We start from the raw sequence: 26,466 nt of genomic DNA on the forward strand, positions 1-26,466 counted from the left end.
GCGCAGTCTAGGCGCTGATTTTCCATGATCGCAAGTGAAAAATGACGAATTGGCATGACCGGTCTGACCAGTTGTGCGGCAAGTCCCATTCTTGAGCGGTTCAGGCGTTTGAAAAAATTCAGGCGAAAAAAAACCGGCCAATCACTTGGCCGGTTTTTCATGCTGCGGGTTTACCGTCGCAATCAAGCGCCGTACACCGGCAGTTTCTTGCAGATGGCTTTGACTTTCTCACGAACGGCGTCGATCACCGCTTCGTTGTTCAGGTCAGCCAGGATGTCGCAGATCCAGCCGGCCAGCTCTTTGCACTCTGCAACCTTGAAGCCGCGAGTGGTCACAGCCGGAGTACCGAAGCGCAGGCCGGAAGTGACGAACGGCGAGCGTGGATCGTTTGGCACGGAGTTCTTGTTCACGGTGATGAACGCTTTGCCCAGAGCGGCGTCGGCGTCTTTACCGGAGATGTCCTGCTTGATCAGCGACAGCAGGAACAGGTGGTTCTTGGTACCGCCCGAAACTACGTCGAAACCGCGCTCGATGAACACTTCGGCCATGGCCTGGGCGTTCAGCACCACTTGTTCCTGGTAGGCCTTGAACTCAGGCTGCAGCGCTTCCTTGAAGCAGATCGCCTTGGCAGCAATCACGTGCTCCAGCGGGCCACCCTGGGCGCCCGGGAATACCGCGGAGTTCAGCTTCTTCTCGATCTCGGCGTTGGCGCGCGCCAGGATCAGGCCGCCACGTGGACCGCGCAGGGTCTTGTGCGTGGTGGTGGTCACGACGTCAGCGAAAGGCACCGGGTTCGGGTAGACGCCAGCGGCGACCAGACCGGCGACGTGAGCCATGTCGACGAACAGGTAAGCGCCGACTTTGTCAGCGATGGCGCGGAAGCGTGGGAAGTCGAGAATCTGCGAGTAGGCAGAGAAACCGGCCACGATCATTTTCGGCTTGTGCTCAACCGCCAGACGCTCGACTTCGTCGTAGTCGATCAGGCCGTTGGCGTCGATGCCGTACTGTACGGCGTTGTACAGCTTGCCGGAGGAGGAAACGCTGGCGCCGTGGGTCAGGTGACCACCGTGGGCCAGGCTCATGCCCAGAATGGTGTCGCCACCTTGCAGCAGAGCCAGGTAAACAGCGGCGTTGGCTTGCGAACCTGCGTGCGGCTGAACGTTGGCGTAATCGGCGCCGAACAGCTCTTTGGCGCGGTCGATGGCCAGTTGTTCAACGATGTCGACGTACTCGCAACCACCGTAGTAACGCTTGCCTGGGTAGCCTTCAGCGTACTTGTTGGTCAGGACCGAGCCTTGAGCTTCCATCACCGCTGGGCTGGTGTAGTTTTCCGAAGCGATCAGCTCAATGTGTTCTTCCTGGCGCTGAGCTTCTTGCTCCATGGCGGCAAAAAGGTCGGCGTCGTACTTGGCAATAGTCAAATCACGGCTGAACATGGCGGTCCTCAAGGATCGGGGGCAGAAAAGGGGGGCATTCTAACCCAATGGGTTTTGGATGGCATATGAAACGACATCATGTCGCAGACAAGTGGCGTTCATGACAGATGTGCGGTGCTTTTGAAGGCCTCTTCGCGAGCAGGCTCGCTCCCACAGTAATCGAGGCAGGCCTGCGATTTTGTGATCGAAATCAATCCCTGTGGGAGCGAGCCTGCTCGCGAATGCCGCGCCGCAGGGCTTCAGTCGAACATGAACAGCGCGTCATTACTGAACTGCGCCTCGAACCGCCCCGCCGGCATCGGTCGCCCGAACAGATAGCCCTGAACCTCATCGCAGCCATGTTCGCGCAAGAAGTCCAGTTGCTCATGGGTTTCCACGCCTTCGGCGATCACCGCCAGATTCAGGCTGTGCGCCATGGCGATGATCGCCCGGGCAATCTGCGCGTCCTGCTCACCGGACGGCAAACCATCGACAAAGGTGCGGTCAATCTTCAACACGTCGATCGGGAATTGTTTTAGGTAGTTCAGCGATGAGTAACCGGTGCCGAAGTCGTCGACCGCAATGCTCAGGCCAAGGTTTTTCAGCCCGGCGAGAATCTGCATCGCTTCGCTGACTTCGCGCATCAGGATACTTTCGGTCAGCTCCAGCTCCAGACACGCCGGTGGCAGGCCGGTTTCACGCAGGATTGTGGCGATCCGCGTGCCGAGTTGGCCATCGGAAAATTGCCGCGCCGAGATGTTCACCGACACCTTCGGCACACGCACACGATTCTGGTGCCAGGTCTTCAGCTGACGGCACGCCTCGCTGATCACCCAGTCGCCGACGTCCACCACCAGACCCAGCTCTTCCAGCACCGGAATGAAATCCCCCGGCGGCACCAGGCCACGGCGCGGATGGCGCCAGCGCAACAGCGCTTCGGCGCCGGTCAGGCGTTTGCCGTCACCGCTGAATTGCGGTTGGTAATACAGGACGAATTCGTTCTGTTCCAAGGCGTGGCGCAAATCGCTTTCCAGTTCCAGACGCTCCAGCGCACTGGCGTTCATGTCGGCTTGATAGAACTGGAAGTTGTTCTTGCCGCGCTCCTTGGCGTGGTACATCGCCGTGTCGGCGTTCTTCATCAACTGGCTGAGTTCGTTGCCGTCCTGCGGACTCAGGGCGATGCCGATACTCGCGGTGACGAAGAACTCGCGACCTTCGAGCACGAACGGTCGCACCAGGCTGCCAAGGATCTGCTCGGCGACATGAATCGCCCGGTTCAACGCCATTTCGCGGCTGGAGCGGTGTTGCAGCAGCAGCGTGAATTCGTCACCGCCCATGCGCGCCACGGTGTCGTCATCATCGACGCAGGCCAGCAGGCGCGTGGCCATGTCTTTCAACATGCGGTCGCCGGCGGCGTGGCCGAGGGAGTCGTTGATCGGTTTGAAGCGGTCGAGGTCGAGGAACATCAGCACCACCCACGACTTCTGCCGTTCGGCCGATTGCAGCGCAGTGTGCAGACGATCCTGGAACAGCGTGCGGTTCGGCAGGTGGGTCAGGGCGTCGTAGTAGGCGAGGCGGTGAATCCGTTGCTCGCTGGCCTTGCGCTCGCTGATGTCGCTGAAGAAGCACACGTAACTGGCCAGATCACCCTCGTCGTCGAGCACCGCGGTGATGCCGACCCACGCCGGGTAGTGCTCGCCGTTACGGCGCTTCATCCAGACTTCGCCTTCCCACGTGTTGTGCTCGTGCAATTGCTTGATCACGTAACGCAGGTGTGCGTCCTGCTGTTCATCAACGGTGAGCATGTTCGGCAACTGGTCGAGCACTTCGCTCACGGCGTAACCGCTGACGCGGCTGAAGGCTTCGTTGGCTTGCACGATGTAGCCGGCCGGGTCGGTGATCAGGATCGCCGAGGTCGAGTGCTCGAAAACCGTGGCGGCCATGCGCAGGTCTTTCTCGGCGCGGCGTTGCTGACTGATGTCGCGACCGACACCGAGTACGCCTTCGAACGCGCCATGTTCGTCCCACACCAGCACCAGACGCAGCTCGATCGGGATCTTGCGGCCATCGGCGCGCAGGCAGTCGAACAGGAACATTTGCGTCTGCACCTGATTGCGCAACACCGCCAGTTGCTCGGGTTTGTCCAGCGCCTTGCTGACGCGATCCATCAGCGTGTAGATGCCGCTCAGTTGCTGCGGGTTGGCGATGGTCGATTGCCAGCCGTTCTGGAAAATCCACTCGGCGTCGTAGCCCAGCACGGCTTGCACCGACGGGCTGACGTAGTTCAGCGAGAGCTTGCTGTCGGTGGAGAAGATCACGTCGCTGATGCTTTCAGCGAGCATGCGGTAGCGCTGCTCACTGTCGCGCAGGGATTCGCTGGCTTCGATCTGCTCGGTGATGTCCTTGGCCACGCCGATGATCCGCGTGACCTGATCGTGTTTATCGCGGGCCAAGGCCTGTTCGCGAATGTCGAAACGCCGCCATTTGCCGTCGCGATGGCGGAAACGCAACTGGCACTGGAGCAACTGACTGTAACCGGCGTGACGCTGCATCTGCCGCGAGCGATGGTAGTAGTCGGCATCTTCCGGGTGCAGCAGGATCTCCCAGAAATACTCGCCCATCTGATGCAATTCAGTGCGGTTGTAACCGAGGGTTTGACCGAGGTGGTGGTTACTGAAAATCATCCGCTGGCTGATCACGTCCTGCACGTACAGATGATCCGGCACGGTGCGCACCACGTCGGACCAGAAACCTTCGCGCTCGAGCAGCGACAGTTCGATCAGCTTGCGGCTGGTGATGTCGTTGATGCTGAGGATCACCGCTTTGTAGTCGTGCTGCTCGGTCGGCAGGCGCAACACCATCCACAGGTGTTGGTCGCGACCGTTGATGTCCGGCAGTTTGATTTCCAGTTCCAGCTGCTTTTGTTGCTGCAGGACGGCGTCGAGGACTTGATTGCCGATGGCGCACTGGCGGTGCGGATGGCCGTCGATCAACAGTTGCCAGGCGTGCTCGCAGGAATTGACGTTGAGCAGTTGCAACGCGACCTGGTTGACCTCGGTGACGCGCAATTCCTGCAGCAGTTGCTGGCGTTGCTGCGGTTGGTCGAGCCAGGCCTTGAGCTGGTCGCTGGTCTGGATCTGCGCCTTGTCGAAGACCTGCTTCAAACCGGACAGATCAAGCACACAGAGGGCCACGCCGGTGCCTTCGAAAATGTCCTGATAGCGTCGACGACCTTCGTGCAACTGGCGCTGGCGACGGCGCATGTTCAACAGCGCAATCACCGGCAGCAGCGAGAACGCCAGACCCAACAGGCACTTGCCGATAAACGCCGGCAGCAGTTCTTCGAGCACGCGCTGACGGTCGAACAGGCCACGCAACTGCCAATCGCTGCTGCTTAGCGGCACGGTCAGCACGGTGTTGGCCATGTCGTCCGGACTCAAGACGCCGGGCCTGGCCGAAGGCTGCGCTTCGTCGCGGCTGATGATCTGATGATTGACGCGGTTTTCTACCAGCCACAACGGGCGGATGCCGGTTTCGCCCTGTTTGGTCAGCGAGTCGAAGAAGGTCGGGGTCAGGCGTAACGCCCAATAACCGCGCGTGCTGCCGCTGGCCTGATGCAATAACAGATGCACCACCGAACCGTCATCGGCGTTGCTGAAGTAATGCGCCTGTGCACGGCTGCGGCGCACCAGTTCGCTCAGGTAATCGGCGTCGTGGCTGTTGTCGGCACTGTCGCTGATGATTTTTCCGGAAGGAGTGAGCAGGGCCAGGCTGCGCAGGTCAGGCAAGGATTGCTGGAGCTTGCGCAGCAACGCCTGCTGTTCGTCGGCTGATTGCGGTTGTTCGACGATCGGTAGCAGATTGAGGGCGATTTGCGCGTTCAGCGCCATGTTCAGGCTGACCTGCGAGGCGAGGTCAGCGGTGTAATCGATGGTGTATTGACGCTGGTTTTTCTGGGTTTCGCGCAATTGGTCGAGCAGTTGCCAGAACAGCAACGCGAGCAACAAAAGCACGAGTGTCGCCAGCGCACCCTTTAATGTACCGCGCAGGGACGAGCCGGGCGCCGGTGGGGTGCTGCTCACAGAAGCTGGCGGAGTGACATTGGACAAGCTGTAATCCTGCGGTTTGGCTGGACTGGCGCGACGTGCACTATAAGCCGGACGCCCAAAGGGCGGCTAGCATGCCTTGAGTCGTGGCGAAGTGCCAGCCCCGCGCGGCTGGACTGCCTTCCGTCATTAAGGTAGCTTTGCCGGTTACGCGGGAGCGTTCCAGCTCCTAGACTCAGACTTTTTCAGCGCGCACGCATTGATAACCATCAAGTGAACGACGCGCATGGTCTGGCCGGGCATCGCCTGCGCTGCAATCATTCATCTGTCACTGACCCAAGGTTCTCCATGGCTCAATACGTCTTCACCATGCATCGGCTGGGCAAAGTTGTTCCGCCGAAGCGGGAAATTCTCAAAAACATTTCGCTGTCCTTCTTCCCCGGCGCCAAGATCGGCGTACTCGGCCTCAACGGTTCGGGTAAGTCCACGCTGCTGAAAATCATGGCCGGCGTCGACACCGAGTTCGAGGGCGAAGCCCGTCCGATGCCGGAGCTGAACATCGGTTATCTGCCGCAAGAGCCACAACTTGATCCGACCAAGACCGTGCGTGAAGTGGTCGAGGAAGCGGTCAGCGTGATCAAGAACGCCCAGGCGCGCCTGGACGAGGTCTACGCGGCTTACGCTGAAGAAGACGCCGACTTCGACAAACTGGCTGCCGAGCAAGCCAAGCTCGAAGCGATCCTGCAAGCCAGCGACGGTCACAACCTCGATCGTCAACTGGAAGTCGCCGCCGACGCACTGCGTCTGCCGGCCTGGGACGCCAAGGTCGAATTCCTCTCTGGTGGTGAAAAACGTCGTGTGGCCCTGTGCCGCCTGCTGCTGTCCGCGCCGGACATGCTGCTGCTCGACGAACCGACCAACCACTTGGACGCCGATTCCGTTGCGTGGCTGGAGCACTTCCTGCACGACTTCCCGGGCACTGTGGTAGCGATCACGCACGACCGTTACTTCCTCGACAACGTTGCTGGCTGGATTCTGGAACTCGACCGCGGCGCGGGCATCCCGTACGAAGGCAACTACTCGGGTTGGCTCGAAGCCAAGTCCGATCGTCTGGCCGCCGAATCCAAGCAACAGTCGGCCCACGAAAAAGCCATGAAAGAAGAACTGGAGTGGGTGCGCAAAGGCGCGAAAGCCCGCCAGTCGAAATCCAAGGCACGTCTGCAACGCTTCGAAGAAATGCAATCGCAGGAATTCCAGAAGCGCAGCGAAACCAACGAGATCTACATCCCGGCTGGTCCACGCTTGGGCGACAAGGTCATCGAATTCAAGAACGTCACCAAGGGCTACGGCGATCGCGTGCTGATCGACAACCTGTCGTTCGCGATGCCGAAAGGCGCCATCGTTGGCGTGATCGGCGGTAACGGTGCCGGTAAATCGACTCTGTTCCGTATGTTGATGGGCAAGGAAACACCGGATTCGGGCAGCATCGAAGTCGGCGAAACCGTGCAACTGGCCTGCGTTGACCAGAGCCGTGATGACCTGGATGGCAGCAAGACTGTATTCCAGCAAATCTCCGACGGTTCCGATCAGATTCGCATCGGCAACTACGAGATCCCGTCGCGCACCTACGTCGGTCGCTTCAACTTCAAGGGCGGCGACCAGCAAAAGTTCGTCAAGGACCTGTCCGGTGGTGAGCGCGGTCGTCTGCACCTGGCGCTGACCCTGAAGGAGGGCGGCAACGTCCTGCTGCTCGACGAACCGTCCAACGACCTCGACGTGGAAACCCTGCGTTCGCTGGAAGAAGCCCTGCTGGACTTCCCGGGCGCCGCCATTGTGATCTCTCACGATCGGTGGTTCCTTGACCGTGTGGCGACGCACATCCTGGCGTACGAAGACGACTCGCAAGCGATCTTCTTCGAAGGTAACTACACCGAGTACGAAACGGATCGCAAGAAACGCCTCGGCGAAGCGGCTGCCCAGCCACACCGGGTACGTCACAAGAAACTGGCCTGATATCGGGTTGGTTGCATGAAAAAGCGGAGCCTTCGGGCTCCGTTTTTTTTGCCAGGTTTTTGTCAGCGGAACCGAGGTGCGGCCATCGCGAGCAGGCTCACTCCTACATTTGAAATGCGTCCCCCCTGTAGGAGTGAGCCTGCTCGCGATAGCTGTATAACTGGTGGTGCATTTCTTGAAACCAGACTCCCCATTCAGGTGCAAAACAAGCTCGAAAAATCGCCTTATTTATATCCTGTGCACCATTTCATAACTGCGACATTTTGCTCTGTTCCTGTGCGCATTTCGTTTGTTACAGTCCGGCCCAATCTCCTCCAACGACAATAAATTTGCCGAGACTTTTCCCATGATCGAATCCGTCGAATCCTTCCTCGCCCACCTGAAAAAACGCGACCCGGATCAACCCGAATTCCACCAGGCCGTCGAAGAAGTCTTGCGCAGTCTGTGGCCGTTTCTAGAGGCCAATCCGCATTACCTGACCTCGGGGATTCTGGAACGAATTTGCGAACCGGAGCGTGCCGTGGTGTTCCGCGTGTCATGGGTCGACGATCAGGGCAAGGTCCAGGTCAATCGCGCTTTCCGCATCCAGATGAACAGCGCCATCGGCCCGTACAAGGGCGGCTTGCGCTTCCATCCGTCGGTGAACCTGGGTGTGCTGAAATTCCTCGCCTTCGAACAGACCTTCAAGAACTCGCTGACTTCGTTGCCAATGGGCGGTGGCAAGGGCGGTTCCGACTTCGATCCGAAGGGCAAGAGCGACGCTGAAGTCATGCGGTTCTGCCAGGCCTTCATGAGCGAGTTGTACCGCCACATCGGCGCCGACGTTGACGTGCCGGCCGGTGATATCGGCGTTGGTGCGCGCGAGATCGGTTTCCTGTTCGGCCAGTACAAACGCCTGAGCAACCAGTTCACCAGCGTTTTGACCGGTAAAGGCATGACCTACGGCGGCAGTCTGATTCGTCCGGAAGCCACCGGTTTCGGCTGCGTGTACTTCGCTGAGGAAATGCTCAAGCGCCGCGAGCAGACCGTCGAAGGCAAACGCGTGGCGATTTCCGGTTCCGGCAACGTGGCGCAGTACGCCGCGCGCAAGGTCATGGATCTGGGTGGCAAGGTGATTTCCCTGTCCGACTCCGAAGGTACGCTGTACTGCGAAGCCGGGCTAAGCGAAGAGCAGTGGCTGGCGCTGCTGGAACTGAAAAACGTCAAACGCGGACGTATCAGCGAATTGGCGGCGGCATTCGGTCTGGAATTCCGCGCCGGTCAACTGCCGTGGTCGCTGCCATGCGACATCGCGCTGCCGTGCGCCACGCAGAACGAACTCGACGCTGACGCTGCACGCACGTTGCTGCGCAATGGCTGCGTGTGCGAGCCGAAGGCGCGAACATGCCGACCACGCTGGAGGCTGTGGATATCTTTATCGAGGCCGGCATTCTGTTTGCCCCGGGCAAGGCGTCCAACGCCGGCGGCGTGGCGGTGAGCGGTCTGGAGATGTCGCAGAACGCCATGCGTCTGCTGTGGACGGCGGGTGAGGTCGACAGCAAGCTGCACGCGATCATGCAGTCGATCCATCACGCTTGCGTGCATTACGGCGAAGAGAACGGCCGGATCAACTACGTCAAAGGCGCGAACATCGCCGGTTTCGTCAAAGTCGCCGACGCAATGCTGGCGCAGGGCGTGGTTTAAGCCGGTTCGATGCGGATCACTTCAATCACTTGATCGCCGGCGGGGCGCTGCCACAGCACCTCGTCATTGAGCCGCGCACCCAGCAGCGCGCGGCCCAGCGGTGAACCCCAATTGATCAGGCCCTTGCTCGCATCGGCCTGATCTTCGCCGACCAGTTGCACGCGGCTTTCGGTGTCGTGCTCATCGGCGTAGGTCACCCAACTGCCGATCTGCACTTTGGCGGTGGACGTTGCTGCAACGGCGACTTGTGCGCTGCTCAGGCGCTGATTGAAATAACGCAAATCACGTTGCAGATCCGCCAGCCGTTGCTTGTCGGCCTGCTCACCTCTGGCTGATTGTTCGGCATGCAGGGTTTGCAGTTCGGCGACTTTTTCTTGCAACTGCGCCAGCCCTTGCGCCGTGACGTAATTGGGCTGCTCGCTGACCTGGCGTTCGACCGGCTGATCGGCTTGTGCGGCGGCGTTGTCTTCGTTGACGAATGCGCGACTCATGGTGTCCTCCTCATATGAGGTTTGGGCCATGCTCGCAGGCATTTGGTTTCACTGGATGTCTGGGAGCGACCTATGGCGAGCGATAAGCCCGCCCGGCGTCCTGATCTTTTTGTTGCTGCCAGGCGCGTTCGCGTTCGTCCCAGTGCTCGTTGCGATACTGTTCGCGATCCTTGTTTTCCAGCATCGCCTGACATTGGCGAAAGCCGTCGGTCCAGCCTTCGGCGTATTGCTTGTCCTTGAGATAGCGCGGCACGTTTTTACGGAATTCGCCGCTGATCGAACCGGCGGCCTGACGACCGCTGATGCAGCCGTCATCGAAGCCGTCGGCGAAGGCCGGTGGGTAACCCTTGGCGATCAAGTCTTCATGGGTGGTCTGGCAACCGCCCAGCAACAACACAACACCCAACAAACCCGCACACCGCCACATCGCACTCTCCCGCGCCGGTTGTCCGGCTTATGGGGAAAGTCTAGAAGGGGATTCGTCGGACGTTGGTGAAAGGCATGTGAGTAATTCGTTGAACACCACAAATCCCCTGTAGGAGTGAGCCTGCTCGCGATGGCGGTGTATCAGTCACAGCACAGTGACTGATGAATTGCTATCGCGAGCAGGCTCACTCCTACAAGGGGGATGTGTTCGGGATCAATAGTGATACCACTTCACTTCAAGCATGACCTCGGTTTCCGGGGTGGCGAGGTGGCTGAACTCACGCTGTGCACTCAGGCGCAAACCCAGATTACGCGACAACTCCCACTGCTGATTCAAACTCAGGCTGCGGCGCACTTCGCCATTGAAAAAGTAATCGCCCTTGGCCTCCAGGCTCATATTCCCCAACGGGTTTTTCCACAACACGCCGGTATTGAAACCGCCGGCCGGGGACACGAATTCGGCGAAGTCATTGTTGTGTTCAACCCGCACCGTGCCGAGGGCAAAACCCAGCACATCATCACCCAGTGCCCACGTGCCGCCACCACCACCATTCACATGGCTGACCAGCGTTTCGTCATCATGCTTGCCCGGTACGCGCTCAAGACCGCCAGTGACTTGCCACGACAGCGGCTGCAATAGCTCATTGCGCGGCGTCAGCGAGCGAATCGTCGCCAGATCCAATTGCTGGAACTGCCATTGATTGCCCTCGTACTGACGCAGCTTCATCTGCAAGATTTCAATCTGCGCGCCGAGCGGGAAGCTTTCGGCGTTGTCGTTGAGATCGTGGTAGGCCATGCGCAAGCCGTACTCGCCGAACGCACGATCACCACGGGTGCCGAGACCGGCCTGCCAGGTACGCGATTCGTGGCCGTCTTCCGGCAAGCCTGGCTGCGGAATGTCCAGCTCCGGCGCGGGATTTTTGTTGATCGCCCGCAGCAATTCAAAACTGCGCTGCGCCCGTTGCGGATCACGCTCCTGGCCGTTGGCGCGGTAGCGTTCAAGACGATATGCAGCGTCGATGATCAACGCTTGACGGTCACGGGGCAGGGCTTTGAACGCCGGATCCTGCAACTGCTGCTGATCGGCGCTGACTTTCAGCACCCAATCCTGTTCTTCACCGCTGAGCGGCTCGGCACGGCTAAGCAATTCACGCTCACGGGACGGACGATATTCAATGCTTTCCACCAGCCCGGCTTCTTTCACCGCTTTGACGGTGTCGGTGGGAATCGCGGTCAGCGGGAATTGTTCGGTCAGGCGCAGGCTCGGCCGTGCCACCTGCAGCAACTCAAGCAGACGATACGAGCAGTTTTCATCGAAGAAGAAATAGTCGAACTGGATCTGCTTCAACTCCCACACATGTTCGACCATGCGCGCGGTTTCTTCTTGCGTCAGATTCAGTCGGTATTCCCACAGATCACGGTTTTCCAGGCTGCGGTATTCGGAGAGTTTTTCCTGATACGGCACCAGTGCGAACAATCCCGGATAACCGCCCATCAAACCTTTCCAGGCATACAGAATGCTGTTGTCCGAGCCTTCGATGTAGGCGCCGAAGTTGATCGCATAACTGAGCAGCGACGTCTTGTCGGCCTGCACATCGGCCTGGTCGATGCGCAGCAGGGTGTGGCCGAACATCGATGACGGACTGTTCAAGTAAGCCGCCGGGAAGATCATCACCGCGCTGTGCGGCGAGACATCCTTGAACCATTTCTTGTACTCGGCGCATGCCGGTGTCGGCAGATCGCTGAGCTTGAGTTGCGCTTTCAGCCAGCGAGTGCGCGCCGGATAAACACACTGCGCATGTTGCTCGCCAAGACTGGCCGGGGCGTACAGCGCTTGCACGGTCGCCGCCAGTTCATGATCGGGGTGTTCATTGCCATCGGGCGCGAGAAAGAACTTCTTGTCGCTGACATAGCTGCGCCAGCCACCAAGCTTGGCGGTTTCGTAGTGACCGAGGGAAATCCAGAAGCGGTCGTTGGCCAGTTGCTGCAAACGTTGAGGGTCGATGGTTGGCGCGGCGGACAGCGGGGCGCAGACACAGAGCGCCAGCCAGGCAAGGCGTTTGAGCATAGTCGGCAACTTGAACAGGAAAGAAATAAAGACCCAAGGAGGGCGGGCCGAAAAAACAAAACCCGCTTCCCGAAGGAAGCGGGTGGGGTCGAGCTTAAGCCTGAGTTGCGTACTTGGCCAGACGAGGATCCGATTTCAGTACGGCCAGGGTGTTGGTATGCACGTCTTCAGCGGTCACGTCAGCCTTGCTGAAGATCTGCTGGAAGTGCTCGTGAGTCACAGCAGCGAAGTGCGCACGGTCTTCCGGCGCCACGCCCAGTACCACGGCATAAGTCGTCAGCGCTTCGCCGTTGCCTTTGGCCATGTCTTCGGACAGCTCGTTCATCATGCCATTCATGGCAAACCAGGATTTGCCGCCGTAGGTCAGCGATGCGTTGGTCGAGCAACCGTTGGTGCCGGACGTCATGCCGAAGGTGGCGTTGCCGGAAGTGCCGTTGGTGGTGGAAGCGAGGAAGTGTGCCGGGGTGCCACGCTGACCTTCGAACAGCATGTTGCCCCAACCGCAATCCGGGCCGCCTGGAGCTTGCGCCATTGCGTTGATGGATACAGCGGTGAAGAGAGTACCGAGAAGAATCCGTTTCATAGCTTTTTTCTCTTTGTGTGCATACCAATGGACAGGGTTCTGGCCCCCAAGCTCTGTACAAGACAGACCCAAACGAAGCCAGTGGGCCGGTATTAGTTCCAGCCGCGCAGTTTGGAGTTTAGGCACGTTCCAGGGGTTCCGTGGTTTTTTGCAAAATATTTGGAATAAACCCCGGTTTCCGGGGGCGGGCCGCAGGCTTGGCCGGTTGTCTATGCTTTGTAGTGTGGCGCGCCTTGCCAGTGGGGCACGGGCAGCGCCAGAATGCGGCTATCTGCCCCGCCTGATTGTTAAGGAAGCCCGATGCCTGATCCTGTTGCTGCCAGCTTGCGTCTCGCGCCCGAAGCGCTGACCCGTCCGTTTTCCGCTGAACAGTTCAGCTTCACTACCACCAATGATCTGGAGCCCTTTCGCGGTGTGCTCGGCCAGGAACGCGCGGTCGAAGCCTTGCAGTTCGGTGTGGCCATGCCACGCCCCGGTTACAACGTATTCGTCATGGGCGAGCCCGGCACCGGCCGCTTCTCGTTCGTCAAACGCTACCTGAAGGCCGAAGGCAAACGCCTGCAGACCCCGGCGGACTGGGTCTACGTCAACAATTTCGACGAGCCACGCGAACCCCGCGCCCTGGAACTGCCTTCGGGCACTGCCGGTGCATTCATCGGTGACATCAACGGTTTGATCGACAACCTGCTGGCGACGTTTCCGGCAGTCTTCGAGCACCCGTCCTACCAGCAGAAGAAGAGTGCCATCGACCGCGCCTTCAACCAGCGCTACGACAAGGCTCTCGACATCATCGAGCGTCTGGCCCTGGAAAAAGACGTCGCCCTGTACCGCGACGCCAGCAACATCGCCTTCACGCCGATGCTCGATGGCAAAGCGCTGGACGAAGCCGAATTCGCCCAGTTGCCGGAAGCCGATCGCGAGCGTTTCCACGATGACATCTCTGGCCTGGAAGAGCGTCTGAACGAGGAACTCGCCAGCCTGCCGCAGTGGAAGCGTGAGTCGAACAATCAGCTGCGTTCGCTCAACGAGGAAACCATCACCTTGGCGCTGCAGCCATTGCTGTCGCCGCTGTCGGAGAAATATGCCGAGAACGCTGCGGTGTGCGGCTACCTGCAAGCGATGCAGGTGTATCTGCTGAAAACCGTGGTCGAGCAACTGGTCGATGACAGCAAGACCGACGCCGTCGCGCGCAAATTGCTGGAAGAGCAATACGCGCCAAGCCTGGTGGTCGGCCATCCAATCAGCGGTGGTGCGCCGGTGGTGTTCGAACCGCACCCGACTTACGAAAACCTCTTCGGCCGTATCGAATACACCACCGATCAGGGCGCGCTTTACACCACCTATCGCCAGTTGCGTCCGGGTGCCTTGCACCGTGCCAACGGCGGTTTCCTGATTCTTGAAGCGGAAAAAATGCTCAGCGAGCCGTTCGTGTGGGACGCGCTGAAACGCGCCCTGCAGTCGCGCAAACTGAAAATGGAATCGCCGCTGGGCGAGATGGGCCGCTTCGCCACCGTGACCCTCAACCCGCAGCACATTCCGTTGCAGGTCAAAGTCATCATCATCGGTGCGCGGTCGCTGTATTACACGCTGCAAGACCTCGATCCGGACTTCCAGGAGATGTTCCGCGTCCTCGTGGATTTCGACGAAGACATCCCGATGGTCGACGAGAGCCTGGAGCAGTTCGCCCAGCTGTTGAAAACACGGACTTCGGAAGAAGGCATGGCGCCGCTGACTGCCGACGCAGTAGCGCGTCTGGCGACTTACAGCGCACGTCTGGCCGAACACCAAGGGCGTTTGTCGGCGCGTATTGGCGATCTGTTCCAGTTGGTCAGCGAGGCGGATTTCATCCGTCACTTGGCCGGCGATGAAATGACCGATGCCGGGCATATCGAACGCGCGCTGAAAGCCAAAGCCACGCGCACCGGACGTGTGTCGGCAAGGATTCTCGATGACATGCTCGCCGGGATCATCCTCATCGACACCGATGGCGCGGCAGTCGGCAAGTGCAACGGTCTGACCGTGCTTGAGGTCGGCGACTCGGCGTTTGGTGTGCCGGCGCGGATTTCCGCCACGGTGTACCCGGGCGGCAGCGGCATCGTCGACATCGAGCGTGAGGTCAACCTTGGGCAGCCGATTCACTCCAAAGGCGTGATGATCCTCACTGGGTATCTGGGCAGCCGTTACGCTCAGGAATTCCCGCTGGCGATTTCCGCGAGCATCGCACTGGAGCAATCCTACGGTTACGTCGATGGCGACAGTGCGTCGCTGGGCGAGGCGTGCACGCTGATTTCGGCGCTGTCGAAAACCCCGCTCAAGCAGTGCTTCGCGATCACCGGTTCGATCAACCAGTTCGGTGAAGTGCAGGCAGTGGGCGGAGTCAACGAGAAGATCGAAGGCTTCTTCCGCCTCTGCGAAGCACGCGGCTTGACCGGCGAGCAGGGCGCGATCATTCCGCAGGCCAACGTTGCCACGCTGATGCTCGATGAGAAAGTGCTGGCGGCGGTGCGTGCCGGGCAGTTCCATGTATACGCGGTACGTCAGGCCGACGAGGCGTTGAGTCTGTTGGTCGGCGAGCCGGCGGGTGAGCCGAATGCCGACGGCGAATTCCCCGAAGGCAGCATCAACGCACGGGTGGTCGAGCGCTTGCGCGACATCGCCGAGATGATCAGCGAAGAAGACCTCAAGGAAGCCGAGAAGGAGTTGGCACAAGAGGCGCTGGCCGAAGCCAAACCGGCTTAAGCCTGGCGCGGTCAAACTGTAGGAGTGAGCCTGCTCGCGATAGCGGAGTGTCAGTCGGCGAATAAGTTGCCTGGTTCACCGCTATCGCGAGCAGGCTCACTCCTACATTTGTTTTGTGGTGATCTTCGGGAAAGTCGCCACAACTCTGACGCCAATATTCACACAATGACCATTCGGCGCCTTCTGGTTCCATTCGGCTTGCGCAGCGGACTTTTCTTCTATTCTCAGCTCAAGGATATCGACAGTATCACTGGATCGAGCCAGTCCTCCCGTGGGGGCTGAATACCGGCTTCACCGAGGGTCGCCGCCATGTCGCGCAACCTCTGTCTCACCCGTCAATGCCTGGGTCTGGTGACCCGAATCGAATGCGCCATCAAGCCGTTGGCCGGCGATAACGGCATGTGGACGCTACTCTTCGCCGCCGGCATGGCCGGTGAGCAACCTTCCGCCATCAAGGCCCAAGGCCCGTTTCATGGGCCGGTCGCCGCCGAATCGATACTCGACACCATTGTCGAAAGTCTGACCTTGCATGGCTACGAACTGGCCGACGATCCGCAGATCTGGAGCCTGCACCTGCAAGCTCAACTGCGGCAGATCAACGGTGGCCGTGGCCGCGCCCTGTAGGAGCTGCCGCAGGCTGCGATCTTTTGATCTTGCTCTTCAAGGCGCAGTCTCAGGCATCGGCGCCTTGTCGAGTTTGACCTCAAAGCCGTATTGCACGGTGGCGAGGTCGGTTCGCTGATAGGTTTCCACGTGGCTCGGGCGGCCATAAAAGTAATGCACACCAAACAACGCCGGGCCTTCTGCGCTCGCATCGTGGCTGACTGAGAGAATCTGCTTGAGATAGTTGCCGCTGTCGTCCTTGACGAAGAAACGCCACTCGTTGGGCGGGAACAGTTTCAGGTCCACCACCAGTTGGTTGTTCTTGATCTCCAGGCCTTTGGGCAGGGTCTTGGCGTCGTACGTCTGCTTGGCCACCGTGGCGAGAAACAGTGGCATTGAGCCGACGGCAATCGCCGGGGTTTCCGGGAACAGATTCAGATCATAAGTAATCGTCGCGCGCAGCGGATCGACTTGATACGCCTCGGGCGGCAGTTCGATCGGTTCATCGAGCTTGCCACTGCGCTTCTCGGTGAAGAACGTCACAGGGCTGACCCCCGGACTGAAGTCATCGCCCAGCAATTCATCATTGAACGTGCGGCGATGGGAGAACTCGATGCGTGCGGCGCTCGGTTCTTCCACGGATTGATGGATGCGAATGCCGGCCTTCAGTTGTTCTTCGGTGAGGCTCGCGCCCTTGAGCCAGTTGGCCGCCAGATCATCGTAAACCGTCACTGACGGATCCAGTGGCTGGATGGCTTTTTCCGTGGTGTGCTGATTGAACGTGCGAATCGGCAGGTCGAGCGCTTTGCGCGTCACCGTCGCCGAGGAGAAGTCGAGCACGCTGACTTCAAGGGTTTCGATCGGGCCATTGAAGTAGACCTTGTTGTAGCGACGCGGGTGTTTCTGCTCGAAATCCTGCTGTTCCTGGGTGAGCTGTTTTTCCAGCGTATCGCTCCAGCCTTTCTGCTGTTGCAGGTACGCCAGTTGTTTCTGGTAGAAGGCCACTTGCTCCGGACTTTCGTTGATCGAGCCGGCGCGTACCAGATACTGCCCGGTTTTATCACGGGCCTGGACGATCAGCGGATTGAGTTGGGCATCGGCGACTTCCGCCGCCAGTGGCAGGTTGTTGCTGAATTCGACCTCGGCGTAGTTGTTTTCAAGCTTCAGCAGTTTGACGCTGAGGTTGTCATTGCTGCGGGTCTGGCCGACGTCCTTTTGCGTCAGGTCGAAGCTGTACAGGCGGCGCGGCGCGATGACTTCGATCTGGCCTTGCAGGCTGACCGGTTGCGGCAGGGTCTTCTTGTCCACGTCCAGCCCGTCAATGAACGGGTAGGTCACGGTCAGGTCATCGGGGTTGGTGACATTGGAGCTGGAAGGGCTGAGCTGAATGCCCGGATCGGTTTCCGACCATTCCGGCTGATAAGCGATCACGCGTTTGTTGCTCAACGTTACCGATTGCCATTCCACGCCATGGGGGAACAGGAAACCGCCGGGAATGTTCAGGTTGAACGGGAACACCGGTTGCAGGTCGGTGAGGTAATCGGAGCTGGCGTCCTTGTGCAGCACGAACAGGCCATTGATAAAAGTGTCGACCAGCGCCTGCGGGGCAGGGTAGTGCTTGAGCACGGCGAGGGCGTCCTCACCGTATTCGGTGCGCGGTGGATTGTCGTCGAGTTTGATCTGCGCACGTTCGAGCAGCAGCAGTGAGCCGCCGAGTTCGGTGATGGCGTCCTTGAGTTTTGGGTCGGTGATGGCGTCCAGTGACTGTTCGAACTTTGCGGTTTTTTCTTCAAGGCTGGCGGCGTGTTTCTCGTCGCCGGGCGAGCAACCGCTGATCAACAGAGCAAGGCATATTCCGGCGGTCGTTATCGGCAATCGCACATCCATTTCCACACGTCCTGTCTGCAGTCACTGGGCTGTCAATGGCTTGGACACTAGCAGAAAAAAATCACACATACGCGCAGGTGGCGGATTTTCCGGCAGTTTCTGGCTGTCACAGGGGGCTGGTATACTCGCCGCCATTTCCAGCCCCCATGTGTGAGATTCAATGGAACGCTTTATCGAAAATGCAATGTACGCCTCGCGCTGGCTGCTGGCGCCGATCTATATCGGGCTGTCTCTTGGGCTGTTGGCGCTGGCACTGAAATTTTTCCAGGAAGTTTTTCACATCCTGCCCAACGTCTTCTCAATGGCCGAGTCGGAGCTGATTCTGGTGCTGCTGTCGCTGATTGATATGGCGCTGGTCGGCGGCCTGCTGGTGATGGTGATGATTTCCGGCTACGAGAACTTCGTCTCTGAACTGAACATCGATGAAGGCAAGGAAAAACTCAGCTGGCTCGGCACCATGGACTCTTCGTCGCTGAAGATGAAAGTCGCCGCTTCGATCGTGGCGATCTCCTCGATCCACCTGCTGCGCATCTTCATGGACGCCAAGAACGTCGATCCCGAGCACTTGATGTGGTACGTGATCATCCACATGACCTTCGTCGTTTCGGCGTTCGCCATGGGTTACCTGGACAAGGTCACCAAGCACTGATCAACCGTTGATCGCTGCAAAAACACCGCCCGTCTGTTGCGAAACAGACGGGCGGTGTCGTTTGTGGCTTGTGCTTTGGTGCGTGCGGGCATATCCCTGTAGAGGTCCTGATTCGCCACTGTGTGAGGTGCGTTCATGAACCTGCAAGAGCTGAATGCGTTTGCCATCGCCAGGAAGGTTGATGAGCTGAATCTGATTTCCATGGAAGGCGGGATTTATCTGCTCGAAGCGCGGATGCACGGGGCGGCGTATCCACTGAGAGATCCCAAGGGCGATATGCTGACGCTGCGTTCGGTGGAGCATGCTCGGGATTTGCTGCATAACTTTCCGGTACTGCCATTCAACCTCGTACACACCTCGGTACACGATGAAATGTGTGGCCTGGGCGCCAGTGGCGAGGAAAGCCTGAAAGTGCCGCTCGCGTGGCGTTCAGCCCTGTAGGCGCTCCGCCCCATCGCCGGGCATCTGTGCTAGTCTGCTCGCCCTTTTGGTTCCGGGCGCGCCGGGACGCGCTGTGCACGCACGGCAAGTCTTGTGGCCGTCCGCACAGCGGAGCAGTGTCATGTCCGAAGTAAATCTGTCCACCGACGAAACCCGCGTCAGCTACGGCATCGGCCGTCAGCTGGGTGACCAGCTGCGCGACAACCCGCCACCGGGCGTTAGCCTGGACGCGATCCTGGCTGGCCTGACCGACGCGTTCGCCGGTAAGGAAAGCCGTGTGGGTCAGGAAGAAATGTCCGCCAGCTTCAAGGTTATCCGCGAAATCATGCAAGCCGAAGCGGCTGCCAAAGCTGAAGCCGCTGCTGGCGAAGGCCTGGCTTTCCTGGCTGAAAACGCGAAGCGTGAGGGCATCACCACCCTGGCTTCCGGCCTGCAATTCGAAGTGCTGACTCAGGGCGAAGGCGCCAAGCCGACCCGTGAAGATCAGGTGCGTACTCACTACCACGGCACCCTGATCGACGGCACTGTGTTCGACAGCTCCTACGAGCGCGGCCAGCCTGCAGAATTCCCGGTTGGCGGCGTGATCGCTGGCTGGACCGAAGCCCTGCAACTGATGAATGCCGGCAGCAAATGGCGTCTGTACGTGCCGAGCGAACTGGCTTACGGCGCTCAAGGCGTTGGCAGCATCCCGCCGCACAGCGTTCTGGTATTCGACGTCGAGCTGCTGGACGTTCTGTAAGACCGGGCCTGCCTTGATGGTGGGCTAATGTAGGAGTGAGCCTGCTCGCGATGGCGTTTTTTCAGTCGACTGATTTGTTGTCTGACCCACCGCTATCGTCGGATCGCCGCCCGGAGCAGGCTCACTCCTACAGTTTTTACCGCGTTTCATAGTTCTATCTTGTGATGCAGTTCACTGGTCGGGCGCAAGGCCCGGGCATAGCAGAACAGGAACAGATTGCGCACCAGTTCCTTGAGCACCAATGGTTCGCTGGAATTCAGGCTGCTGACGTCCAGATCCCCTTGATCCTGCAGTTCATGCAGAGCTTCTTCTTCAAGCACCGCACAGACCTCGCCGGTTTCCCGATGGAGGATTCTGAGGTAAGGATGTGGGCGGTCCAGCCAAGCGTCGATCAAATAAGTCATGGTTCTCATCTCCTTGAAGGGTTTCAATGAGAATAATTCTTATTCATCAAATAGCAAGCGCCTATTGGCAGATTCTGATTTTTTCCGGGTAAAGATTGCGTAAGGTCAAAACGGCTGGCGTTTGGCTATTGCTTGGTTTTGCTGGGGCGGAGCGGGGAGGGCGAAGCTCCATCCCACGGCAGGCGCGGGATGGATGACAGCGGAATCAGACCTTTCTGACGAACTCGGATTTGAGCTTCATCGGGCCGATACCGTCAATCTTGCAGTCGATGTCGTGGTCGCCATCGCATAGACGGATGTTCTTGACCTTGGTGCCGACCTTGACCACCAGCGAGGTGCCCTTGACCTTCAGATCCTTGATCACGGTGATGGTGTCGCCGTCCTGCAGGACGTTGCCGACCGAATCTTTCTTCACGGCATCATCGGACGCCACTTCGGCTTCGCCACTGGCGGACCACTCGTGGGCGCACTCCGGGCACACCAGTTGGGTGCCGTCTTCGTAGGTGTATTCGGAATTGCATTTCGGGCAGGGTGGCAACGTGCTCACTAAGGCTCCTTGGGATGTGGATCGCTAAAAGTCGCACATTGTATAGGGTTTTACGCGAGGGAGGGCATAGCGCAGAAACAACTGTGGGAGCGAGCTTGCTCGCGAAGGCGTTTTGTCAGTCAGTATTGATATCGACTGGCAGAATGCTTTCGCGAGCAGGCTCGCTCCCACAGTGGGCAGAATCAGTGCGTACGGGCGACCGCAAACTCACTCAGTTCAACCAGCGCATCCCGATATTCACTGGCCGGCAGCGCCTCAAGGCACTTGATCGCACGGGCCACGTAATCACGGGCCAGTTGCGCGGTGTACTCCAGCGAGCCGGACGCTTCCACGGCGATGCGGATGCTTTCCAGATCTTCGATCCCGCCTTTCTGGATCGCCTGACGCACCAGGGCAGCCTGTTCCGGCGTGCCCTCGCGCATGGTGTAGATCAGCGGCAGGGTCGGCTTGCCTTCAGCCAGATCGTCACCGACGTTCTTGCCCAGGGTCTCGGCGTCGCCCTTGTAGTCGAGCAGGTCGTCGACCAACTGGAACGCCACACCGAGGTGATCACCAAAAGTACGCAGCGCTTCGCTCTGTTCGGCGGTAGCGCCAGCCAGTGCGGCGGCACTGTGGGTCGAGGCTTCGAAGAGCATCGCGGTTTTGCCGCGGATGACTTCCATGTAGGTTTCTTCGGTGGTGCTGGCGTCGCGCACCTTGGACAACTGCAACACTTCGCCTTCGGCGATGATGCGCGTGGCCTGGGAGAGGATCTTCATCACCGGCATCGAGCCCAGTTCGACCATCATTTCGAACGAGCGCGAATACAGGAAGTCGCCGACCAGCACGCTCGGAGCGTTGCCCCACATGGCGTTGGCGGTCGAGCGGCCACGGCGCATGCCGGACATGTCGACCACGTCGTCATGCAGCAGAGTGGCGGTGTGCAGGAATTCGATGGTGGCGGCCAGCAGACGCATGTCGTCGCCTTCGCGACCCAGGGCCTTGCCACACAGCAACACTAATAAAGGACGCAGACGTTTGCCGCCGGCCGAGGTAATGTAATCGCCGATTTTCGATACCAGCGGTACTCGGGAAGTCAGCTGCTTCTTGATGATGCCGTCGACGGCGCTAAAATCGTCCGCCACCGCGCGGTAGAAAGCTTGGGGTTGCATCAGCGAGAGTCGCTCCAGAAGGGTTGCGCGGCATGCTAGGACCCCCGTCCAGACCTGTCAAGGCGCGATAGACGGCTACTTGCAAGCCTGCCGCGCCTTGCGTACAATCGCGCACCCTGAACTTCCTGGGCAGCACCTGCCTTACGCAATTGCAACGGGCCTTCCAGCCTTATGCAGCCATGCCAGCCAATACCTCTTCCTATAAAGAGCTGGGTGAGCAGGATTATCGGAGAAATACCATGTCTTATGCAGTAATCGTTACTGGCGGCAAGCAGTACAAAGTCGCCCCAGGTGAATACCTGAAGATCGAAAAACTGGAAATCGCTACCGGCGAATCCGTTACCTTTGATCGCGTTCTGTTGGTTGCCAATGGCGACGACGTGAATATCGGCGCTCCAGTTGTTGCTGGCGCTACCGTTGTGGCTGAAGTGATCTCCCAAGGTCGTCACGATAAAGTCCGCATCATCAAGTTCCGTCGCCGTAAGCACCACATGAAGCGTATGGGCCACCGCCAGTGGTACACCGAGATCAAAATCACCGGTATTCAGGCTTAATTTCAGCCTAATTCCTCACTAGGAGAATTGACTCATGGCACACAAAAAAGCTGGTGGTAGTACCCGTAACGGTCGCGACTCAGAAGCCAAACGCCTTGGCGTTAAGATGTATGGCGGCCAGAAAATCATTCCGGGCAACATCATCGTGCGTCAGCGCGGCACCCAATTCCACGCTGGCTACGGCGTTGGCATGGGTAAGGATCACACCCTCTTCGCGAAAATCGAAGGCGTGATCAAGTTTGAAGTAAAAGGCGCGTTCAACCGCCGTTACGTGAGCGTTGTCGCAGCTTAATTGCGCGATCGCTGGAAAAGCCCTGTCTCGCGACGGGGCTTTTTCGTTTGTGGGGTGAGTCTCTTGCAAAACTGTTTGTATGGGCTGTCGGCGTGCGATGCAGGTCGTGTTTTGGGGTCGCTGCGCTCATTTTTGCAAGAGTCTTATGTCTTGATTGTTTTTCGGCTCGTCCGTATGGCGAGAGGCGTTGGTTATGAAGTTTGTTGATGAAGTATCGATTCGCGTAAAGGCTGGTGACGGCGGCAATGGCGCCATGAGTTTCCGTCGGGAAAAATTCATCGAAAACGGTGGCCCGAACGGCGGTGATGGCGGTGACGGCGGTTCCATCTACATGATGGCTGACGAAAACCTCAACACCCTGGTCGACTACCGTTACACCCGGCACTTCGATGCCGAGCGTGGCTCCAACGGCGGCAGCACCGACTGCACCGGTAAAAAAGGTGAAGATCTGATCCTGCGCGTGCCGGTCGGCACCACGGTGATCGACTCCGCTACTCAGGAAGTCATCGGCGACCTGACCAAGGCTGGCCAGAAGTTGATGGTAGTGCAGGGCGGCTGGCACGGTCTGGGTAACACCCGTTTCAAATCCAGTACCAACCGTGCGCCGCGTCAGACCACGCCGGGCAAGCCGGGTGAGCAGCGCGACCTGAAACTGGAAATGAAAGTACTGGCCGACGTCGGTCTGCTGGGCTTGCCGAACGCCGGTAAAAGTACCTTTATCCGCTCCGTTTCGGCGGCCAAGCCGAAAGTTGCCGATTACCCGTTCACCACGCTGGTGCCGAACCTCGGTGTGGTCAGCGTCGATCGCTGGAAGAGCTTCGTCATTGCCGATATTCCGGGTCTGATCGAAGGTGCTTCCGACGGTGCTGGTCTGGGTATTCGCTTCCTCAAGCACTTGGCGCGTACGCGTCTGCTGCTGCACCTCGTCGACATGGCGCCGCTGGATGACAGCAGTGCACCGGATGCGGCTGAAGTGATCGTCAACGAGCTGATCAAGTTCAGCCCGTCCCTGGCTGAGCGTGATCGCTGGCTGGTGCTGAACAAGTGCGACCAGATCCTTGAAGAAGAGCACGATGAGCGCGTCAAGGAAATCGTTGATCGCCTTGAGTGGACCGGTCCGGTTTACGTGATCTCGGCCATCGCCAAGATCGGTACCGAGCGTCTGTGCCACGACATCATGCGTTACATGGAAGACCGTGCTGATCGCCTGGCCAATGACCCGGCTTACAAGGAGGAGCTGGCCGATCTCGATCAGCGCATCGAAGACGAGGCCCGCGCGCAACTGCAGGCGCTGGATGACAAGCGTGCCCTGCGTCGCAGCGGCGTGAAGTCGGTCCATGACATCGGTGACGATGATTGGGACGAAGAAGATGTGGATGACGAAGACGGTCCGGAAATCATTTACGTGCGTGACTGATTCGTTGCAGTAAACTTAAGCGCCGCTCAATCGAGCGGCGTTTTAGTATCTGGAAATCGCAAGTCACAAATAACGTCATGGGCGGCGCTGGGTCGCGTTGCCCTCAAGCTAAGGTTGAAGATGATGCGGAGCAAGGTGACAGGTGCGCAGCGTTGGGTCGTGAAGATCGGCAGCGCTTTGCTGACAGCTGATGGCAAAGGGCTGGATCGCGCGGCAATGGGTGTCTGGGTCGAGCAGATGGTGGCCTTGCATGAGGCTGGCGTCGAATTGGTGCTGGTGTCCTCCGGGGCGGTGGCGGCCGGCATGAGTCGTTTGGGCTGGACCGCACGACCCAGTGCGATGCACGAGCTCCAGGCGGCTGCGGCAATTGGTCAGATGGGTCTGGTGCAGGCGTGGGAGTCGAGCTTCGCTGAGCATGGCCGGCACACTGCACAGATTCTCCTGACGCACGACGACCTGTCCGACCGCAAGCGTTACCTGAACGCCCGTAGCACCCTGCGCGCATTGGTCGAGCTGAAAGTCATCCCGGTGATCAACGAAAATGACACCGTGGTCACTGACGAAATCCGTTTCGGTGACAACGACACGCTGGCGGCGCTGGTGGCGAATCTGGTCGAGGCGGATCTGCTGGTGATCCTTACCGATCGCGACGGCATGTTCGACGCCGATCCGCGCAACAACCCTGACGCGCAGCTGATTTACGAGGCGCGCGCTGATGATCCGAGTCTCGATGCGGTGGCGGGCGGCACGGGTGGTGCGCTGGGTCGTGGCGGCATGCAGACCAAGTTGCGTGCGGCTCGATTGGCTGCGCGTTCCGGTGCGCACACCATTATCGTCGGTGGGCGTCTTGAGCGCGTGCTCGATCGCCTGAGGGCGGGTGAGCGCATCGGCACTTTGCTGTCGCCTGAGCGCGGCATGCTCGCGGCACGCAAGCAGTGGCTGGCCGGGCATCTGCAAACTCGCGGCACCCTGGTGCTGGATGATGGTGCGGTGTCGGCGTTGTCGAAGGGCAACAAAAGCCTGCTGCCCGTCGGTGTGAAGCTGGTGCAGGGCAGTTTCCGTCGCGGCGAGATGGTGGTCTGTGTGGCGCCGGATGGTCGTGAGATTGCCCGGGGCCTGGCCAACTACAGTGCGCTGGAAGCACAAAAAATCATCGGTCAGTCGTCGGATGCGATTGTCGGTTTGCTCGGTTACATGGCGGAGCCGGAACTGGTTCACCGTGACAACCTGATTCTGGTTTAAGGAAAACTCGATGCGTTTAGCGAAAGGATTGTTGGGCTTGCTGATGGCGATGCCATTGCTGGCCTCGGCCGAGGAAATCGGTCAAGTGTCGACGGTGTTCAAGTTTGTCGGCCCTAACGACCGCATTGTGGTCGAGGCTTTCGATGATCCGAAAGTTGAGGGGGTTACCTGCTACCTGTCGCGCGCCAAGACTGGCGGTGTGAAGGGTGGTCTGGGTCTGGCTGAAGATCGCGCCGAAGCTTCGATCGCCTGCCGCCAGGTAGGGCCGATCAAGTTCAAGGGTGATCTGAAGGATGGTGATGAGGTGTTCAAGGAGCGCACTTCGCTGGTGTTCAAGACCATGCAGGTGGTGCGTTTCCTCGACAAGAAGCGCAATACGCTGGTGTACCTGGTCTACAGCGACCGCTTGATCGAAGGCAGTCCGCAGAATGCCGTGACCGCCATCCCGATCCTGCCGTGGGTGCCGGTCCAGCAATAACACCGCAAATCGAAATGTGGGAGCGAGCCTGCTCCGGGCGGCGTTCCGACGATAGCGGTTAGTCAGATATGCATTTGCTGACTGACACACCGCTATCGCGAGCAGGCTCACTCCTACATTTTTTTTGCGCTGGATTCAGTAAATCACAGGCATAAAAAAACCGACCCTAAGGTCGGTTTTTTTAATGACTACGTCGATTAAGCAGCTTCTTTCAGCGCTTTGACGTGGCCATTCAGACGGCTCTTATGACGAGCAGCCTTGTTCTTGTGGATGATGCCTTTATCGGCCATACGGTCGATAACTGGCACAGCCAGAACGTATGCAGCTTGAGCTTTTTCAGCGTCTTTTGCGTCAATGGCTTTAACTACATTCTTGATGTAGGTGCGAACCATGGAACGCAGGCTGGCGTTGTGGCTGCGACGCTTCTCAGCCTGTTTTGCACGTTTTTTGGCGGAAGGTGAGTTGGCCACCGTCGAGCTCCTCGAAAGACTTTTTAGGAAATAGCAAACAAAATAGGCCGCGAATCATGCCGATGAAGAGAAGTCTTGTCAAGGGCACTTGAAACGTTCCGCTAAGTGGTAGGTATAAAGAGGCGGGA

The 26,466-nt window shown here is 59.0% G+C and carries 22 protein-coding genes and 1 pseudogene; 12 read left to right on the forward strand and 11 right to left on the reverse strand.

The features are described from left to right. Window positions 1-182: 182 nt before the first annotated feature. On the reverse strand, window positions 183-1,436 hold the full coding sequence (gene glyA, locus KBP52_RS22675; protein ID WP_212621011.1) for a serine hydroxymethyltransferase: 1,254 nt from the start codon (window positions 1,434-1,436) through the stop codon (window positions 183-185). A 239-nt stretch (window positions 1,437-1,675) separates the two neighbouring features. Then, entirely contained in the window at window positions 1,676-5,524 is a 3,849-nt protein-coding gene (morA, locus tag KBP52_RS22680; protein ID WP_123593204.1) for a cyclic di-GMP receptor MorA, read from the reverse strand. Between the two features lie 285 nt (window positions 5,525-5,809). Here morA and ettA point away from each other — a divergent pair, with 285 nt between their 5' ends. Next, complete coding sequence (gene ettA, locus KBP52_RS22685; protein WP_212621012.1) at window positions 5,810-7,474, forward strand: energy-dependent translational throttle protein EttA; 1,665 nt, start codon at window positions 5,810-5,812, stop codon at window positions 7,472-7,474. A 346-nt stretch (window positions 7,475-7,820) separates the two neighbouring features. Then, window positions 7,821-9,157: pseudogene (gene gdhA, locus KBP52_RS22690) on the forward strand (NADP-specific glutamate dehydrogenase). On the opposite strand, the gene KBP52_RS22695 reads toward gdhA, so the two are convergent. The 4 genes from KBP52_RS22695 to KBP52_RS22710 all read right to left on the reverse strand — a co-directional run bounded on the left by KBP52_RS22695 (window position 9,154) and on the right by KBP52_RS22710 (window position 12,725). Next, window positions 9,154-9,648: a GreA/GreB family elongation factor gene (locus tag KBP52_RS22695; protein ID WP_077574608.1), complete on the reverse strand. Its 495-nt coding sequence runs from the start codon at window positions 9,646-9,648 to the stop codon at window positions 9,154-9,156. The pseudogene gdhA and the gene KBP52_RS22695 sit on opposite strands and share 4 nt — an antisense overlap. A 70-nt stretch (window positions 9,649-9,718) precedes the next feature. Then, window positions 9,719-10,075 (reverse strand): hypothetical protein, encoded by a 357-nt coding sequence (locus tag KBP52_RS22700; protein WP_034153839.1) that lies wholly within the window; start codon window positions 10,073-10,075, stop codon window positions 9,719-9,721. Between the two features lie 213 nt (window positions 10,076-10,288). Beyond that, window positions 10,289-12,142, reverse strand: a complete 1,854-nt coding sequence (locus KBP52_RS22705) for a DUF4105 domain-containing protein (RefSeq protein WP_212621013.1) — start codon at window positions 12,140-12,142, stop codon at window positions 10,289-10,291. A 94-nt stretch (window positions 12,143-12,236) separates the two neighbouring features. After that, window positions 12,237-12,725: a DUF3015 domain-containing protein gene (locus KBP52_RS22710; protein WP_007909797.1), complete on the reverse strand. Its 489-nt coding sequence runs from the start codon at window positions 12,723-12,725 to the stop codon at window positions 12,237-12,239. 300 nt (window positions 12,726-13,025) lie between these two features. Here KBP52_RS22710 and KBP52_RS22715 point away from each other — a divergent pair, with 300 nt between their 5' ends. Further along, on the forward strand, window positions 13,026-15,464 hold the full coding sequence (locus KBP52_RS22715) for an ATP-binding protein (protein ID WP_123593208.1): 2,439 nt from the start codon (window positions 13,026-13,028) through the stop codon (window positions 15,462-15,464). Between the two features lie 309 nt (window positions 15,465-15,773). Then, on the forward strand, window positions 15,774-16,088 hold the full coding sequence (locus tag KBP52_RS22720; protein ID WP_007909799.1) for a hypothetical protein: 315 nt from the start codon (window positions 15,774-15,776) through the stop codon (window positions 16,086-16,088). A 36-nt stretch (window positions 16,089-16,124) separates the two neighbouring features. Here the strand turns inward: KBP52_RS22720 and KBP52_RS22725 are convergent, their stop codons facing one another. Next, window positions 16,125-17,954 carry a hypothetical protein gene (locus KBP52_RS22725; protein ID WP_212621014.1) on the reverse strand — a complete coding sequence of 610 codons (1,830 nt, stop codon included), beginning with the start codon at window positions 17,952-17,954 and terminating at the stop codon, window positions 16,125-16,127. Between the two features lie 160 nt (window positions 17,955-18,114). On the opposite strand from KBP52_RS22725, the gene KBP52_RS22730 reads away from it, so the two are divergent. The 3 genes from KBP52_RS22730 to KBP52_RS22740 all read left to right on the forward strand — a co-directional run bounded on the left by KBP52_RS22730 (window position 18,115) and on the right by KBP52_RS22740 (window position 19,783). Continuing rightward, window positions 18,115-18,603 carry a TIGR00645 family protein gene (locus KBP52_RS22730; protein ID WP_007909801.1) on the forward strand — a complete coding sequence of 163 codons (489 nt, stop codon included), beginning with the start codon at window positions 18,115-18,117 and terminating at the stop codon, window positions 18,601-18,603. Window positions 18,604-18,738: 135 nt separating this feature from the next. Then, window positions 18,739-19,044, forward strand: a complete 306-nt coding sequence (locus KBP52_RS22735; RefSeq protein WP_137216702.1) for a DUF6482 family protein — start codon at window positions 18,739-18,741, stop codon at window positions 19,042-19,044. A 121-nt stretch (window positions 19,045-19,165) separates the two neighbouring features. Beyond that, window positions 19,166-19,783, forward strand: coding sequence for an FKBP-type peptidyl-prolyl cis-trans isomerase (locus KBP52_RS22740; RefSeq protein WP_034153844.1), 618 nt, complete (start codon window positions 19,166-19,168; stop codon window positions 19,781-19,783). 146 nt (window positions 19,784-19,929) lie between these two features. On the opposite strand, the gene KBP52_RS22745 is transcribed toward KBP52_RS22740, so the two are convergent. The 3 genes from KBP52_RS22745 to KBP52_RS22755 all read right to left on the reverse strand — a co-directional run bounded on the left by KBP52_RS22745 (window position 19,930) and on the right by KBP52_RS22755 (window position 21,885). Continuing rightward, window positions 19,930-20,187, reverse strand: a complete 258-nt coding sequence (locus KBP52_RS22745; protein ID WP_034153845.1) for a hypothetical protein — start codon at window positions 20,185-20,187, stop codon at window positions 19,930-19,932. A 205-nt stretch (window positions 20,188-20,392) separates the two neighbouring features. Next, window positions 20,393-20,734 carry a zinc ribbon domain-containing protein YjdM gene (locus KBP52_RS22750; RefSeq protein ID WP_016986200.1) on the reverse strand — a complete coding sequence of 114 codons (342 nt, stop codon included), beginning with the start codon at window positions 20,732-20,734 and terminating at the stop codon, window positions 20,393-20,395. A 182-nt stretch (window positions 20,735-20,916) separates the two neighbouring features. Then, window positions 20,917-21,885: a polyprenyl synthetase family protein gene (locus KBP52_RS22755; protein WP_007909817.1), complete on the reverse strand. Its 969-nt coding sequence runs from the start codon at window positions 21,883-21,885 to the stop codon at window positions 20,917-20,919. 239 nt (window positions 21,886-22,124) lie between these two features. Here KBP52_RS22755 and rplU point away from each other — a divergent pair, with 239 nt between their 5' ends. The 5 genes from rplU to KBP52_RS22780 all read left to right on the forward strand — a co-directional run bounded on the left by rplU (window position 22,125) and on the right by KBP52_RS22780 (window position 25,868). Beyond that, window positions 22,125-22,439, forward strand: coding sequence for a 50S ribosomal protein L21 (rplU, locus tag KBP52_RS22760; protein WP_003176051.1), 315 nt, complete (start codon window positions 22,125-22,127; stop codon window positions 22,437-22,439). Window positions 22,440-22,473: 34 nt separating this feature from the next. Beyond that, window positions 22,474-22,731, forward strand: coding sequence for a 50S ribosomal protein L27 (rpmA, locus tag KBP52_RS22765; protein ID WP_003176049.1), 258 nt, complete (start codon window positions 22,474-22,476; stop codon window positions 22,729-22,731). A 193-nt stretch (window positions 22,732-22,924) separates the two neighbouring features. Next, complete coding sequence (gene cgtA / locus KBP52_RS22770; RefSeq protein ID WP_016986202.1) at window positions 22,925-24,148, forward strand: Obg family GTPase CgtA; 1,224 nt, start codon at window positions 22,925-22,927, stop codon at window positions 24,146-24,148. A gap of 123 nt (window positions 24,149-24,271) precedes the next feature. After that, the gene (proB, locus tag KBP52_RS22775) at window positions 24,272-25,390 is read left to right on the forward strand and encodes a glutamate 5-kinase (protein ID WP_212621015.1); all 1,119 of its coding nucleotides are present in this window, start codon (window positions 24,272-24,274) and stop codon (window positions 25,388-25,390) included. Between the two features lie 10 nt (window positions 25,391-25,400). After that, window positions 25,401-25,868 carry a CreA family protein gene (locus KBP52_RS22780; protein ID WP_007909822.1) on the forward strand — a complete coding sequence of 156 codons (468 nt, stop codon included), beginning with the start codon at window positions 25,401-25,403 and terminating at the stop codon, window positions 25,866-25,868. Between the two features lie 197 nt (window positions 25,869-26,065). Here the strand turns inward: KBP52_RS22780 and rpsT are convergent, their stop codons facing one another. Next, entirely contained in the window at window positions 26,066-26,338 is a 273-nt protein-coding gene (gene rpsT / locus KBP52_RS22785) for a 30S ribosomal protein S20 (protein ID WP_003228351.1), read from the reverse strand. Between the last annotated feature and the right edge of the window lie 128 nt (window positions 26,339-26,466).

The sequence above is a fragment of the Pseudomonas sp. SCA2728.1_7 genome, assembly GCF_018138145.1.
GTDB lineage: Bacteria > Pseudomonadota > Gammaproteobacteria > Pseudomonadales > Pseudomonadaceae > Aquipseudomonas > Aquipseudomonas koreensis_A.

Bases quoted from the DNA above. Each gene is read 5' to 3' on its own strand.
- glyA (WP_212621011.1), bottom strand. From the start codon at position 1,436: ATGTTCAGCCGTGATTTGACTATTGCCAAGTACGACGCCGACCTTTTT.
- ettA (WP_212621012.1), top strand. From the start codon at position 5,810: ATGGCTCAATACGTCTTCACCATGCATCGGCTGGGCAAAGTTGTTCCG.
- KBP52_RS22695 (WP_077574608.1), bottom strand. From the start codon at position 9,648: ATGAGTCGCGCATTCGTCAACGAAGACAACGCCGCCGCACAAGCCGAT.
- KBP52_RS22700 (WP_034153839.1), bottom strand. From the start codon at position 10,075: ATGTGGCGGTGTGCGGGTTTGTTGGGTGTTGTGTTGTTGCTGGGCGGT.
- KBP52_RS22705 (WP_212621013.1), bottom strand. From the start codon at position 12,142: ATGCTCAAACGCCTTGCCTGGCTGGCGCTCTGTGTCTGCGCCCCGCTG.
- KBP52_RS22710 (WP_007909797.1), bottom strand. From the start codon at position 12,725: ATGAAACGGATTCTTCTCGGTACTCTCTTCACCGCTGTATCCATCAAC.
- KBP52_RS22715 (WP_123593208.1), top strand. From the start codon at position 13,026: ATGCCTGATCCTGTTGCTGCCAGCTTGCGTCTCGCGCCCGAAGCGCTG.
- KBP52_RS22720 (WP_007909799.1), top strand. From the start codon at position 15,774: ATGTCGCGCAACCTCTGTCTCACCCGTCAATGCCTGGGTCTGGTGACC.
- KBP52_RS22725 (WP_212621014.1), bottom strand. From the start codon at position 17,954: ATGGATGTGCGATTGCCGATAACGACCGCCGGAATATGCCTTGCTCTG.
- KBP52_RS22730 (WP_007909801.1), top strand. From the start codon at position 18,115: ATGGAACGCTTTATCGAAAATGCAATGTACGCCTCGCGCTGGCTGCTG.
- KBP52_RS22735 (WP_137216702.1), top strand. From the start codon at position 18,739: ATGAACCTGCAAGAGCTGAATGCGTTTGCCATCGCCAGGAAGGTTGAT.
- KBP52_RS22740 (WP_034153844.1), top strand. From the start codon at position 19,166: ATGTCCGAAGTAAATCTGTCCACCGACGAAACCCGCGTCAGCTACGGC.
- KBP52_RS22745 (WP_034153845.1), bottom strand. From the start codon at position 20,187: ATGACTTATTTGATCGACGCTTGGCTGGACCGCCCACATCCTTACCTC.
- KBP52_RS22755 (WP_007909817.1), bottom strand. From the start codon at position 21,885: ATGCAACCCCAAGCTTTCTACCGCGCGGTGGCGGACGATTTTAGCGCC.
- rplU (WP_003176051.1), top strand. From the start codon at position 22,125: ATGTCTTATGCAGTAATCGTTACTGGCGGCAAGCAGTACAAAGTCGCC.
- rpmA (WP_003176049.1), top strand. From the start codon at position 22,474: ATGGCACACAAAAAAGCTGGTGGTAGTACCCGTAACGGTCGCGACTCA.
- cgtA (WP_016986202.1), top strand. From the start codon at position 22,925: ATGAAGTTTGTTGATGAAGTATCGATTCGCGTAAAGGCTGGTGACGGC.
- proB (WP_212621015.1), top strand. From the start codon at position 24,272: ATGCGGAGCAAGGTGACAGGTGCGCAGCGTTGGGTCGTGAAGATCGGC.
- KBP52_RS22780 (WP_007909822.1), top strand. From the start codon at position 25,401: ATGCGTTTAGCGAAAGGATTGTTGGGCTTGCTGATGGCGATGCCATTG.